9 protein-coding genes and 1 pseudogene are annotated in these 14,041 nt (G+C 71.2%); 9 read left to right on the forward strand and 1 reads right to left on the reverse strand.

The window, feature by feature from the left end; genetic code table 11:
- A pseudogene (locus M4J07_RS26325) lies at positions 1-225 on the forward strand (hypothetical protein); the annotation flags it as partial.
- On the opposite strand, the gene M4J07_RS26330 reads toward M4J07_RS26325, so the two are convergent.
- Entirely contained in the window at positions 205-1,296 is a 1,092-nt protein-coding gene (locus M4J07_RS26330) for an LCP family protein (protein ID WP_255975498.1), read from the reverse strand. The pseudogene M4J07_RS26325 and the gene M4J07_RS26330 sit on opposite strands and share 21 nt — an antisense overlap.
- A gap of 192 nt (positions 1,297-1,488) precedes the next feature.
- On the opposite strand from M4J07_RS26330, the gene galE reads away from it, so the two are divergent.
- The 8 genes from galE (at position 1,489) to M4J07_RS26370 (ending at position 14,035) form a co-directional block, all read left to right on the forward strand.
- Positions 1,489-2,475 carry a UDP-glucose 4-epimerase GalE gene (galE, locus tag M4J07_RS26335; RefSeq protein WP_255975499.1) on the forward strand — a complete coding sequence of 329 codons (987 nt, stop codon included), beginning with the start codon at positions 1,489-1,491 and terminating at the stop codon, positions 2,473-2,475.
- A 90-nt stretch (positions 2,476-2,565) separates the two neighbouring features.
- Positions 2,566-3,672: a hypothetical protein gene (locus M4J07_RS26340; RefSeq protein ID WP_255975500.1), complete on the forward strand. Its 1,107-nt coding sequence runs from the start codon at positions 2,566-2,568 to the stop codon at positions 3,670-3,672.
- A gap of 40 nt (positions 3,673-3,712) precedes the next feature.
- Positions 3,713-5,314 carry a hypothetical protein gene (locus M4J07_RS26345; protein WP_255975501.1) on the forward strand — a complete coding sequence of 534 codons (1,602 nt, stop codon included), beginning with the start codon at positions 3,713-3,715 and terminating at the stop codon, positions 5,312-5,314.
- A 174-nt stretch (positions 5,315-5,488) separates the two neighbouring features.
- Positions 5,489-6,685, forward strand: coding sequence for a CDP-alcohol phosphatidyltransferase family protein (locus M4J07_RS26350; protein ID WP_255975502.1), 1,197 nt, complete (start codon positions 5,489-5,491; stop codon positions 6,683-6,685).
- Positions 6,682-11,196, forward strand: a complete 4,515-nt coding sequence (locus M4J07_RS26355; protein WP_255975503.1) for a bifunctional glycosyltransferase/CDP-glycerol:glycerophosphate glycerophosphotransferase — start codon at positions 6,682-6,684, stop codon at positions 11,194-11,196. Before M4J07_RS26350 ends, M4J07_RS26355 begins: the two co-directional genes overlap by 4 nt.
- Positions 11,186-11,995, forward strand: coding sequence for a rhamnogalacturonan acetylesterase (locus tag M4J07_RS26360; RefSeq protein WP_255975504.1), 810 nt, complete (start codon positions 11,186-11,188; stop codon positions 11,993-11,995). The genes M4J07_RS26355 and M4J07_RS26360 overlap by 11 nt, the downstream gene beginning before the upstream one ends.
- Positions 11,992-12,750 carry an Ig-like domain-containing protein gene (locus M4J07_RS26365; protein ID WP_255975505.1) on the forward strand — a complete coding sequence of 253 codons (759 nt, stop codon included), beginning with the start codon at positions 11,992-11,994 and terminating at the stop codon, positions 12,748-12,750. The genes M4J07_RS26360 and M4J07_RS26365 overlap by 4 nt, the downstream gene beginning before the upstream one ends.
- Entirely contained in the window at positions 12,716-14,035 is a 1,320-nt protein-coding gene (locus M4J07_RS26370; RefSeq protein ID WP_255975506.1) for a phosphodiester glycosidase family protein, read from the forward strand. The genes M4J07_RS26365 and M4J07_RS26370 overlap by 35 nt, the downstream gene beginning before the upstream one ends.
- The last annotated feature ends 6 nt before the right edge of the window (positions 14,036-14,041 follow it).

Here is a 14,041-nt window from a genome sequence, read left to right on the forward strand (position 1 = left end):
TGGCCGGTGTTCCGCGCCGAGCTGGCGGCCGGTCCGCCCGCGCTCGTCGTCGACGACTCCCGGGGCGCCGCGTACGGGCCCGGCCGGGTCGCCTCGCTGCGCCGGCTGCTCGGCGGCTACCGGGAAGTGGCGCGCGTCGACGGCGCCGTGGTGTACGCGCCGGAGGGGCCGGGAGCGCGGGCCAGGCCCCTCGGCGGCGGGGTGTCAGCCGCCGGTCGCGGGTGACTTCTTCGCGGACTCGGGGATCGTGGAGTCGGAGCGGATGGCCTTCCACAGGGTGCTCGCCTGCGGCTCGGCCGCCACGACCCGGTTCGGGTCGATCTTGTCGTAGGCCACCGGGAGCATGATCGTCTCCATGGTCGCCGGGTCCACGCCGTTCATGCTGCGCGCGAACTTGCCGAGCGAGGTCAGCGAGGCGAGCCCGGAGTCCGTGGTGAGCGACGTGGTGAGGCTGTCCGCGATCTTGTAGGTCTTGGTGGGGCTGCCCAGCAGGTCCTGCTTCTTGATCTCGCCGAGCAGAGCGATCATGAACTGCTGCTGCAGGCCGATCCGCCCGAGGTCGCTGCCGTCCCCGATGCCGTGCCGGGTGCGGACGAAGGCGAGGGACTGGGTGCCGTCGAGCTTGTGGGTGCCGGCGGTCAGGTCGAGGCCGCTGGACTTGTCGTGGATCGGCTTGTCGACGGTCACGTCCACGCCGCCGATCGCGTCCACCAGGTCCTTGAACCCGGAGAAGTCGATCTCCATGAAGTGGTCCATGCGGACGCCCGACATGGCCTCGACGGTCTTGACCACACAGGCCGGACCGGCGACGGAGTAGACGGAGTTGAACATGACGCGCTTGGCCGACGGCAGCGTGCCGCCGTCCTTCTTGGTGCACTCGGGGCGGGTGACCAGGGTGTCGCGCGGGATGCTGATCGCCGTGGCCCGCGTGCGTCCCTCGGGTATGTGCATCACGAGGGCCGTGTCGGAACGGGCGCCCGCCACCTTGCCCGTGCCCAGGCCGGCATTGGCGCCGGACCGCGAGTCGGAGCCGAGCACCAGGACGTTCTGACCGGAGGTCGGCAGCTTCTCGGGGCGGTCGGTGCCGATCGCCTTGTCGAGGTCGACGCCCTTGATGTTGCCGTTGAGGTTGCTGTAGAGCCAGTAGCCGGTGCCGCCCGCGGCGAGGACGAGGACGACCAGGGTCCACAGGATGATCCGGCGGATCCGCTTCCCGCGGCTTCGCTCCGGTTTGCGACGCCGGCTGGGCGATGCGTCGTCCGCGTGACGGCGCGGCGGAGTGGAGACGTGGCTCATGACGGCTGAGTCCTCACAGATCTTGCCCGAGGGGCGAATGTACGGCGTGGGGACTCGGGTGGGGGGAGAGCCGGTCCTTGGTGTGCCTGGACTGAGCCAGCACTATAGACGCGAATTCGACCGGAAGTGCGAAGCATGTGATCCCATCGTGCACAGGATCGAAAGATTCGGTGAACGAAATACTATGTGTGCATGACCTGGTTGATCACCGGCGGTGCCGGTTTCATTGGTGCGCACGTCGTCCGCGAGATGGTGGGCGCGGGGGAGGCGGTCGTCGTCTACGACGACCTGTCCACCGGTGACGCACTGCGTGTCCCCGCCGGTGTCCCGTTCGTCAAGGGCTCCACGCTGGACGGCGATTCGCTCCGCGCCACCCTCACCGAGCACCGCATCACCGGCATCGTCCACCTCGCCGCCAAGAAGCAGGTCGCCGAGTCCGTGGCGCAGCCGCTGCACTACTACCAGGAGAACGTGCACGGGCTGCAGACCCTGCTGGCGGCGGCGGCCGACCGGGGCGTGCGCCACTTCCTGTTCTCGTCCTCGGCCGCCGTCTACGGCATGCCCGACGTGACGCTTGTCACCGAGGACACCCCGTGCGCGCCCATCAACCCGTACGGCGAGACCAAGTTGGTCGGCGAGTGGATGGTGCGCGCCGCCGCACGGGCCCACGGGATGACGACCGCCTCGCTGCGCTACTTCAACGTCGCCGGGGCGGCCGACGAGAACCTGGCCGACACCGGGGTCTTCAACCTGATCCCGATGGTCTTCGAGAAGCTCACCCGGGGCGAGGCACCGGTGGTCTTCGGTACCGACTACGACACCGAGGACGGCACCTGCGTACGGGACTTCATCCACGTCGAGGACATCGCCTCGGCGCACCTGGCCGCCGCCCGCGCACTGGCCGACCGCGCGCCCGGCAGTGACCTGACCGTCAACATCGGCCGGGGCGAGGGAGTCTCCGTCCGGCAGATGATCGAGCTGATCGGCGAGGTGACCGGCTACGGTGCCGACGCCACCCCGGTCAGCGCGCCGCGTCGCGCCGGGGACCCGGCACGCGTCGTGGCCGCCGCCGACCGCATCCGGGCGGAACTGGGCTGGAGCGCCCGGTACGACGCCAGGTCCATGGTCGCCTCGGCGTGGGCCGGCTGGTGCCTGCGCCATCCGGAAGCCCGCCGCTGAGGCAGCCGGATTCGTACATATGATGCAGCGTCCATGCCGGGGGCCGGCATGGACGCCGCATGACGACCACCCGAGGGAGAGGACGAGGAGATGCGGGGCACCCCCGTGCGCGAGGCCGCGCCGCGACCCGGCGACGACGCGCACACCCTCGTCGGACCGGCCGGGTTCCTGTCCGGACCCTGGCTGCTGACCGGACACGACGGCCGCCTGATCGTCTTCGCGCACGTCGAGGGAGCGGTGCTGCGCTGGACGGAGCGCCGGCCCGGCGGCCCGGAGTGGGACGGGCCCGACGTCCTGCCGGTGAAGCACCTGACCCATCTGACCGTGGTGCAGGGGCGCAACCGGTACGCGCACCTCGTGGGCCGCCGGGCGCGCCGGACGGGCCAGTCGCTCGCGGTGGACCTGGTCTACGCGATCCAGTACCAGGCGGGCCGCCCGCTCAGCGAATGGCGTTCCCTGGGCAACCCCCATGCCAAGCCGGAGCGCACGGCCCAGCTCGGTGAGCCGACCGGGGTCGTCGACAGCTCGGGCACACTGCACGTCCTCGCCCCGACCGCCGAGGGGCACCTGGCCCTGCGCCGGGAGGACAAGCAGGGGCGCTGGGAGCCGTGGAAGGACCTGGGCGTCGCCGCCTGCACCGGGGTGCCCGCCGCGGCCGCGACCTCGGACGGGCTCGTCGAGATCCTCGCCCCCGGCCGGGGTTCGGCCCTGATCTGGGGGCAGCAGGAGCCGGCCGGCACGTTCCGGCGGGGCACGGACCTGCCGGTGGTGCCGCTGCCCGGTACGGGGGTCGCCGTCGAGACCTCGTCCGGCCGTGCGACCCACTACGTCACCGATGCCCGCACCGGAGGCATCGTCGCCGTGCGCGCGGGGGAGTGGCCCGTACCGCTGGAGGGCGTGGTGCCGGGTGACGGCCGCCATGCCGCACTCGGCGCCACGGTCGACGGCTACGCCTGCACCGTGCTCGCCCATCGCGCGCTGGACGGCACGGTCGTGCTCGGGGTCTGCGTGGCGGAGCAGGAACGTTCCGGCGTGTGGTGGACGGACACCGGCATGCCGTCGACCGCCGACCCCACCCTGGCCCTGGACGGCCACGGACGGGTCGTGGTGCTCGCCGTGACCCGGGACGGCGCGCCGGTCGTCGCACGCCAGGAGGCCGGGCAGGGGCTCACCCTCGGCGGATGGAACCGGATATGACCATGGTGGGCCTGGCCCCCGCGAGGAGGATCGGCTCAGCATGACGCGAAGGTCCGGACAGGCGGCCGACCACGGCACCCGGCCCCGGCGGTCCGCGCCGGACGGCCGCGGCGAGATCGTGGCCCTGGTGGCCGCCGAACCCGCGGACGCGGTGCCGCTCGTGGCCCTTCAGGAAGCCGGCGCGCGCCTCACGGTGATCTGTCTGGCGCCCGGCGACCGGGCCGGTCGGGCCCGGCTCGACCGTGCGCTGAGCGAGGCCGAGGGCCGGGGCTGCGCCGTCGCCGAGCCGCCCCGGGTGCTCGGCGTCGCGGGGGCCGACGCGGTCCCGGCCCTGGTGGACGCGCTGGAAGGCGTGCGGCCCGACCGGGTGCACACGCTCGATCCGGATCCGGCCCGCACCGACTTCGACGAGGCGAGCGGGCGGCCCGTGCACCGCGAACCGCCCCGGCACGCGGAAGCCGCCGGGGCCGTGCTCGCCGCCGCGCGAGACCTGCAGGAACGGACCGGCGTCCCCGTGGCCGTCGACTGTCTCCGGGCGGACGCCGACCTACGGCTCGGTGCCGCCGCGTGCCGCCGTTACCCCGCCGCGGTCCGTTGGCTGACGGCCGGCGTCGACAACAGGCTGACCGCCTTCGCGGCGACTGCGGCCGGCGTGGTGCGCTGGTACCAGGACCTGCCCGGCAGCAGCACCTGGCACGGCCCCGAACTCGTCGAGGGGATCGGCCTGGTGCCCGGCCTGTGCATCACCACGGACGGTCTCGGCTTTCCGCACCTGTTCGGCCTGCGCCGCACCCAGCGCACCGACGGCCAGGCCGACGTCGAGGTGGTGCACGCCACGCAGCACCGCACCGGACACAGCCTCACCCCGTGGGAGTCGCTGGGAGGGCCCAACGCGGCGCAGCCCGCGAAGGGCAGGGAGGCCGGGTTCCCCACGGCCGCCCACGACAAGGCGGGCAACCTCTACGTCTTCGTACGCAACTTCGGACACAGCGTCAGTTACCGCTGCCAGGGCGCCGACGGCATCTGGACTCCCTGGCAGCACCTGGGCGGCACCCGGGTCGCGGACGACCTCGTCGCCGTGCCGTCCCCGCACGGTGGCGTCGAGGTCTACGCGCGCGCCAGGGACACGACGGCCGTCGTCCGCTGGTACCAGGGGCAGGCGGGTGCGTGGACGGAGGACCGGAACGTCCCCTTCGCCGCGGTGCCCGGCACGCTGACGGCGGCCCCCGAGCCCGGCAGCGTCCTCTTCCGCGACCTGCACACCGGTACCGCCGGGACCTGGCGTCCGGGGGCGCAGGCTCCGTGTCCGCTCGGTGAGGCGGACGGAGCGGGCCCGATGGCGCCTGCGGGCGGTGTGGCGATGGGCGGCTGGCGCTACTCCTTGCTGGCGACGGCGGGCGAGGCAGGCAGTTGTGGAGTCGGCGTGTACCCGGAGGGCCGGCCGGGCGCCGGAGTGTGGTGGCAGGACCTCGGTCCGGTGGGGGCCGCGGTGCCCGCCGCGATCGTGGACCGGGCCGGGCGTCTGACGGTCGCCGCCCGCACCGCGGGCGGGGAACTGCTGGTCACCCACCGCGTGGAGCGGGAAGACAGTTTGATCTTCGACTCGTGGTACAGCCCAAAGGTTGTACACAGAATCCTGTGAGCTATGTCGCCATAAGGTGAAGAAGAAGTGGCGTTGAGGTGAACGAGAATCTTGTTAAAGTTCTGGCCGCTCTTGTTAAAGATTCCATCAGTTTCGGAACTTTGTGAGCCCCCCCTGGGTCGCGACGTTGCCTCCGCAGGGCACACCATCGCAACGCTGCACGACTGAGGGGTTATGGCCAAGCTGTCCCTGCGGGCTGTCCAGAAGCTCACCTGCAAGAAGCGGGACGCTTGGTGGACCGTCTTCCTCGTCGACCCCGTGGCCACCAGGATGCTGCTGGTCCTGGCCCGCTTCCGCTTCGTCACCCCGAACGGTGTCACCTGGGCGGCGCTCTTCATCGGGCTCGGCTCCGCCGGGTTCTTCCTCAAGGGCGACCGCGAGTCGCTCGTCATCGGCGCCGCGCTCTACCACCTGAGCTTCATCCTGGACTGCATCGACGGGAAGCTGGCCCGCCTGAAGGGGAACGGGTCGGTCTTCGGCGGCTGGCTCGACTACGTCTTCGACCGCATCCGCGTGCTGTTCTGCTCCCTCGCACTGATGGGCGGTCAGTACCTGCACGGGCACGACGAGCGCTACCTGCTCGCCGCCCTGGCCGTGGTCTTCCTCGACATGCTCCGCTACGTCGACGCCCTGCAGATCTACAAGATGCGCATGTCCATGCGCACGAAGATCGAGAAGGTCACCCAGGAGCGGGCCGCGGCCGAGGCCGAACGGGCCGCGGCACAGGCCGCGAGCGCACCGGCCGGGGGCGGCGCCCAGGTCGTCTTCATGGAGGACCTGCTGCGCGACAACCCAGGCGCGGAGGCCGAGAGGCTGCGCCAGGAGGCCGGCTCGGAGAACGTCGTGGACCTGCACGAGCAGTTCCGCGGTCAGTTCCCCTGGTACATACGCGTCCGCCGGGCCATGCTCCGCACCCGGATCCGCCCGCACCTGTTCAGCGGCATCGAGTTCCAGATGTTCGTCTTCATCGTCGGCCCGCTGATCGGCAAGATCCTGTGGACCACGGCAGCCTCCGCGATCATGCTCGGACTGTTCGAGCTCGTCATCATGTACAAGTTCTGGCTCTCCACCCGCGACTTCACCCGCATCATGGACGAGCTCGCCCCGCCCGCCGACACCGTCGGCACCATCGCCCCCCACCTGCACCGAGGCCGTCACCGCCGCGCCGCGTCGGAGGCCCAGGCCGCCCTGCTGACCGACGACCGGTTCCGGGCCCCCGAGCCCGACGAGGACCCCGGCTTCCAGCCCTACCCGCACCCCTACCCGGCAGCCCGGCTGCCGTACGGGGAACCGCAGCACGGGCTCGCGCACATTCCGGACCAGCAGCAGGGCCGGCACCGTCCGCATGATTCGTGGGAGGGCGCCCGATGAAGCCCGGGGCCGAGAGCGACAACTACTGGGTGACCGTGGTCATCCCCGCGTACAACGCGGCGACGACCATCGGCAAGGCCCTCCAGTCCGCCGTGAACCAGACCTACGAGCTGGTCGAGGTCATCGTCGTCGACGACGCGTCGACCGACTCCACCCTGGAGGTCGTCACCAACTTCGCGGGCAACAACCCGCGCGTGCGCGTGCTGCGTTCCCCGCACAACAGCGGCGGCGTCGGCGCGCCCCGCAACTGGGGCATCGCACAGGCCGCGGGCCGCTGGGTGACGTTCCTCGACGCGGACGACGAACTGCCCCCTCGCGCCTGCGAGATGCTGGTCGGCGCCGCCCTGGAGAGCGGCTCCGACATCGTCGCGGGCAAGGCGCTGCGCATCAACCGGACATCCGGCGACTCGGAGCCGTGGGCGCCCGAGGTGTACGCCATGGGGCGCACCGTCGCCGGCCTGGAGGAGTTCCCGCTCCTGCTGTCCGACCCGATCGCCGCGGCGAAGCTCTACAGCGTCGAGTTCCTGCGCTCGCGCGGCGTCTGGTTCCCCACCGGCGTCTTCTACGAGGACACGCTCTTCTCGACCGTCGCGGGCTGCCTCGCCGACGGCATCACGATCATCACCGACCCCGTGTACCGCTGGATGTGGGAGACGGAGGGCACGTCCATCACCGGGCGCACCGGTGAACTGCGCAGCATCCGCGACCGCATCGCCGTGCACCGCGCCACCGACCAGTTCCTCCTGGACCGCGGACTGTGGTCGCTGAAGGTCCGCAAGGACTCCAAGTTCCTCGCCCACGACCTGCGCCTGTACATGCGAGCCCTCTCGGAGGGCGACGACGCCTTCCAGCAGGCCTTCACCGAGATCGTCAGCGCCTACCTGTTCTCCCTCGGGGAAGAGGCGTTCACCCTGTGCGGCCCGGTGGACCGCGTACGGGCCTACTTCCTGATGTACCAGGACGTCGAGGCCGCCCTGACCACCCTGGACTACACCCAGCGCAAGAGCGTCTTCTCCTCCCACCTGGTGGAGGAGGACGGCCGCGTGTACTGGTCCGCCGACCACCTGCACCTGCCCGACGCCCGCCGCATGCTCGACGTCACCGAACTCGGGCTGGCCGCGGCGCCGGTCTCCCAGGTGCCGTTGTTCGCCCAGCTCAACGGCTGGCGGGTCGATCACGACAAGCTCGCCTTCGACGGCGAACTGGTCAACCGCTTCGGCCGCATCGCCCCCGACGACACCGTCCGCATCTCCCTCGCCGTGCGCAACCGGCAGGCCAAGCGGGACGTCCTCGTGCCGGTCCCCTCCGTGTCGGTCGACGAACGGCTGGTGACGTTCGAGGGCGTCGCCGACCTGCCCGCACTTCTCGGCGACGAACACGACGACACCACGGTCTGGAACGTGTCGCTGGTCGTCGAGTGGAACCGGAGCCGCTCGCGCTCGGCCCTCAACGTGCGTGACATCACCCTGGACGGCCTCGTCTTCACCACCGACGGCGAGGAGTACGAGGGGTACCGGACCGTCAGCGGCAACCTCGCGCTGCGGTCCGCCGTCGCCGCCCGCCGCACCTTCGAGTCGGACCAGAACGACCCCGACGCCCCCTGGATGTGGTGGCAGGGCCGCCTGCACCCGCCGATCCGGCAGGTGCAGCACCGCTTCGAACTCGCCGTGGTCGTGCCCTGCTACAACGTCGCCCAGTACCTCGACGCCTGCCTGGGCTCCATCGCCGCGCAGCGCGGCTTCGCGGCCACGCAGGTGATCCTCGTCGACGACGGGGCCACCGACGAGACCCCGCACATCCTGGACCGCTTCGCGCACTACTACGCCAACGTCACCGTGGTCCACCAGCAGAACGGCGGCCTCGGCAACGCCCGCAACAACGGCCTCGACCAGGTCGCCGCCCCGTACGTCACCTTCCTCGACTCCGACGACATCCTCGGCCCCGACGCCCTCTCCCTGATGCTCCAGGCGGCCCGGCGCGACAACACCGAGATCGTCATCGGCGACCTGGTCAACTTCCCCGACCGGCCCTACGGCCCGTGGAAGCAGTACTTCGGCAACGGCGACCAGGTCGTCAGGGACTTCGCCGAGACCCCCGACCTGATCTTCAGCGGCTCCGCCTGCAACAAGCTGTTCCGTACGGACCTGCTGCGCCGCCTCGGCGTGCGGTTCGGCGAGGGCGTCCACTTCGAGGACTCCTGGGTGACGCTCCCCGCGATGCTGCGCGCCCAGGGCATCACCGTCCTCGACGCCCCCGTCTACTACTACCGGGGTCGCCCCGACGGCTCGTCCATCATGGACTCGCTCTGGAGCAAGCCGGCCAACTACCGGGACCACCTGCGGCTCAACCACTTCCTGCTCAACTACACCGCGGCCGAGCGGGACGACATCCGGCACATGTTCCACCGGTACGTGGCCCGCACGTACAAGGGCTTCCTGTGCAACGCCCGCAACGTCATGAGCCGCACCCAGCTGAGCGAGATGTTCGCGGACATCCACCGGCACTACGCGCAGATCCCCGACGAGGTTCTGAACGAGTTCGCCACCAACCCGGCCCAGCAGCTCGACCACTACGCGGCCAAGAGCGGCAACTTCGAGCTGTTCTGCGATCCCAAGCCGACCCTGGAAGCGGCGCCGCTGCGCCTGGAGATCGACGACGAGGGCTTCTACCGCACCTTCTCCGGAGGAGTCCTGGAGACGGCGACGGCCCGGGTCGCCGACCCGAACATCGTCGTCGAGTCGGTGCGCGCCCGCGACGACGTGCTCGTCGTGGAGGGCTGCATGGCCTTCCCGGGCATGGACATCAGCGGTCCGATGCACAACCGCCTGGAGTTCGTGCACCAGACGAAGCACCACAAGATCGCCGTGCCCGTGCAGCAGGTCTACCGCCGTGACCTGTGGAACGCCCGCAACAAGAAGGACCTGTACGCGGGCTTCTACGCGGAGATCCCGGCCGCGCGCCTCGCCGAGGGCGGATTCCGGGTCGGCGACTTCCGGCTGCGCGTGCACCGCATCGACGGCAGCCGTGAGCGCAACGTCGTCATGAAGGCGCGGCTTCCGCTGCACCGGCTCAAGGGGCACGGCAGGCTCGGCACGTACCGCTACATGCTCACCATCGGGGCTCAGGACGCGCTGCACCTGCGGCTGGTCGACCGCGGCGTCGGCGCCCGCGTCCGGCACACCCTGTGGCGCACGGCCCGTGAGCTGCGCATTCTCAAGATGCGCAACCCCGGCTGGCGCATGCGACTCGCCTACTGGCTGATGTTCCCGCTGCTCAACAGCCGGGAGATCTGGCTGATCGGCGAGCGCTCCGACACGGCGCAGGACAACTCGTACCACTTCTTCAAGTGGATGCGGACGCATCGCAAGCGGCGCAAGATCTACTACGTCATCGACGGGAACTCCGCCGACTACGCCAAGGTCGCCGAGTACGGCCGTGTGATCAAGCTCGGTTCGTTCAAGCACCGGATGTACCTGCTGCACGCGACCAAGCTGATCGGCAGCTACGACTCCGAGTCCTACCTGCTGCCCGAGGGCTACCGAAAGGTGCTCTTCCTGCACCGCTTCGGCGAGCTCCTCAAGTACCAGCGGGTCTTCCTGCAGCACGGCATCATCTACAACGACGTCACCACCGGTGTCGACCAGCGCATCACCAGCTACGACATGATCGTCACCACCGGCCGCCAGGAGCGCGAGTTCCTGGGGCACGAGGCCGGGTACGGCAACCGTGCCGTGCTGGCCGGGCTGCCGCGCTTCGACGCGCTCCAGCGGGAGCGGCCGGCCCGTCCGCGCATTCTGCTGATGCCGACCTGGCGGCAGTGGATCGTCACCGCCTCGTACAAGAAGTCCGCGGGCCCCGCCAAGACGGCGTTCACGCAGTCCGAGTACTTCCGCTTCTACCGCGCCCTGCTCGCCGACCCGCGCCTCGCGGCCGCGCTCGAACGGCACGGCGTGGACCTGGAGTTCTTTCCGCACTACGAGATCCGGCCGCACCTGCACCACTTCCGCACCGATTCGCCCGCCATCCACGTCGCCGACCCGACGAGCCGCAACGTCCAGCAGGCCATGAAGGAGTGCTCCCTCATGGTCACCGACTACTCGTCGGTCTTCTTCGACGTGGCGTACATGGGCATCCCGCTGGTCTACGTGCCCTTCGACGAAGAGGACTTCTACGGGCGCCACTACAAGCGCGGCTACTTCAACCTGGCCGACGACGGCTTCGGTCCGGTGTGCCGCACGGTCGACGACGCCGTGGACGAGATCATCCGGGCGATCGGCCGCGGGTTCACCGTGGAGAGCCCCTACCGCGAGCGCGTCGCCGAATTCTTCGGCCACCGGGACAGCGACAACTGCCGCCGGGTGTACGAGGAGATCGACGCGCTCGGTGATCTGCCCGCCGCCGAGCTCGCCCCCTGCGAACCGCCCGTGCCGCTCGAACCCCAGTCGGCCAGGATCGTCCGGGAGATGCCCGGTCAGTCGTCGGCCCCGGAGAGGTGGACCGGTGCTGCCTGAGAACGGCGGGCGCCCCGTGCAGCACCCGCGCATCTTCCTGGCGGGAGACTCCAGCGTCTGCACCCGCGAGATCAGCCGGGCGCCGATGGCGGGCTGGGGGCAGATGTTCCCGCTCTTCTTCACGCAGGACGTGGAGATCGTCAACTGTGCGCGGGCCGGAGCGAGTTCGCGCACCTTCGCCGAACGCGGCCGGCTGGCCTGGATCCTCGACCAGCTGCGGCCCGGCGATCATCTCGTCGTGTCCTTCGGCCTGATCGACCACAAACCGGAGAAGGAGCTGCGGACCGAACCGTTCCACGACTACCAGCGCAATCTGCGGCTGTTCGTGGACGGCGCCCGGGACCGTGGCGCCCACCCCGTCCTGGTCAGCCCGCACGAACGCTGCACCTGGGACGACCACGGCAACCTGCGCCAGGTCGTCCAGCCGTATCCGATGGCGATGCGCGAGCTGGCGGCGCAGACGGCGACACCGTACATCGACCTCTACACGCAGAGCCTCGAATGGTGGACCCAGCTGGGCCCTTCGGGCACCCGCTCCCTCTTCATGTTCCTGGCGCCGGGGCAGCATCCGAACTATCCCGAGGGCATCGACGACACCACGCACTTCCTGCCCGAGGGCGCCATCGCGTGCGCCCGGTTCGTCGCCCACTCCCTCGCGCAGCGCGGGATCGTGCCGCCGCACTGGGTGACCCGTCTGGACCAGGAACGCTTTCCGGAGCAGGCGTACGGCTGGCTCGACGACGCCACCCATGCCGCCCTCACGCAGGCCCGCACCCGAGGCACGGGAGACACCCTGTGAGCCAGCAGCCCGTCACGACCCCGTTGCAGCCGGAGCGTCACCTCCTCTCGCGGGTCCACGTGGTCCAGCCGGACGCCCCGCAGATCCGGCTGACGGTCGAGCTGACCGCGAGTGCCGACCCGGCCCTGCCGGTCCGCCCGGGACAGGAGGTCGACTTCGCGCTGACCCTGCTCCCCGAGGGAGCGGGACACCGCTACTACGGCTACGTCATGGCGGCTCCCTTCGAGCGGGTGGCCACGGTGGAGCGTCTCGGCGGCATGAGCCTGCTGCCTTCCAAGGACCGGTACGCCAGTTCGGTGGAGGCGGGCGCCTCCCGGGTCGCCCGCCTCACCGCCGTCGTCCGCCACGACGTGGGCGGGGGAGCGTTCCTGCTGCCGGAGGTGCGCGCGGGCATCATCGCGCACGGTGGCTCCAGTCTCACGAGCAGCACCCACTCCGTGCGCCAGTACGGCTACCGGATCGCGCCCTTCCCGCCGCAGGGTCGCGTCCTCCACCTGGCGCCCGGTTACCGGGGCGTCGTCAAGGACCTGCTCGACGGGCTCGGCGACGCCGCGCACCTGGTGGGCGTCGGCCCGGCCCGGCACGGTGTCACCAGCGTCGAACCGGACGGTGTCGTGACGTACACGCCCTTCTCCGGGCAGCTGGGGTACGACCGCTTCTCCTACGCCGTCGACGACGGCACGGGCCACTTGATGAGCGGTCAGGTCACGGTGCACATAGGTGAACTGCAGGCCCCGGGTGTCCTCGGCGGCTGATCGTCACGGACGGCCCGCGGTCCTGGCCGCCTCCCTCGCCCTGTCGCTGGTCGCCGCCTGCGCGGCATCCGGCGGTGACGACGCGCGACCCGCCCGCACCGTGCCCGGTTCGCACTCCGCTGTCCCCGACGCGGGGCTGCCACGCGGGGTGACCCTGCGCCACTCCACGCAGACCTGGGGCGACGGCCGCACGGCGCGCGTCCACGTGCTCGCCGTCGCACCGGACGCCGCTGCCCACGTCACCGGTGTCCACGGCGCCCACCTCGCCACCGCCGAGACGGTACGGGAGATGGCGGACCGCGCCGGTGCCGTGGCCGCCGTGAACGGCGGCTACTTCGACATTTCGACCGGTGCCGGCTTCGGCGGCTACCCCGGCGACCCGCTGGGGGTCTACGCCGCGGACGGCACCCTGCTCAGCGAGGCCGCGGCCGGCCGCACGGCACTCGTCGTGGGCCCGCGCGGCACCCCGCCTCGCATCACCCGGGTGTGGACCGAGCTGTCCCTGACCGCCGACGACGGTGCCCGGCGCGAACTCGACGGCATCGACCGGGTGCCCGGCCGGGTCCTCGGCTGCGGCGGCACCGGCGGTGACGTGCTGTCCTCGACCGGGCGCGCACATCCCGCGCCCCTGCACAACCGACTCTGTGTCGACAGCAGTGAGATCGTGCGGTTCACCCCGGAGTGGGGCGCCGCCTCCCGCCCCGGCACCACCGGCACCGCGGAAGCCGTGCTCGACGCGGAGGGCCGGGTGACCGCCGTGCGCTCACCCGCGGGAGGTCCGATACCGCGGGGCGGCAGCACCATGTACGGCATCGGCGAAGGCGCGCGCTGGCTCACCGAGCACGCCCGGCCCGGTGGCTCGGTCACCGTCGAGACCCGGGCGCAGGACGCGGCCGGCCGCTCGCTGCTGGCACCCGGGGTGTCGTTGTTCGGCGCGGGCCCCGGACTGGTCGAGAACGGCGCCGTCTCCATCGACCCGGCCCGTGAGGGCATGTCCCAGAGGTCTCTCGACGAGCGGGCCCCGCGCACTCTCGCCGGCATCCGTGCCGACGGCACCCTGCTGCTCGTGGTCGTCGACGGCCGCACGCCGTCCAGCGCCGGAGCCACGGCGCGCGAGGCCGCCACGCTCGCCGCGGGCATCGGAGCGCGCTCCGCCCTGAACCTCGACGGCGGTGGCTCCAGCACCCTCGTGGTGCGCGGGCGGCTGGAGAACCGGCCGATGGACGAGGGAGCGAAGCGGACCGTCGAACGCCGGGTCGCCACGGCCATCGCCGTCGTCGGCTGACGCCCG

It is taken from the genome of Streptomyces longispororuber (assembly GCF_024448165.1).
Taxonomy (GTDB): domain Bacteria; phylum Actinomycetota; class Actinomycetes; order Streptomycetales; family Streptomycetaceae; genus Streptomyces; species Streptomyces longispororuber_A.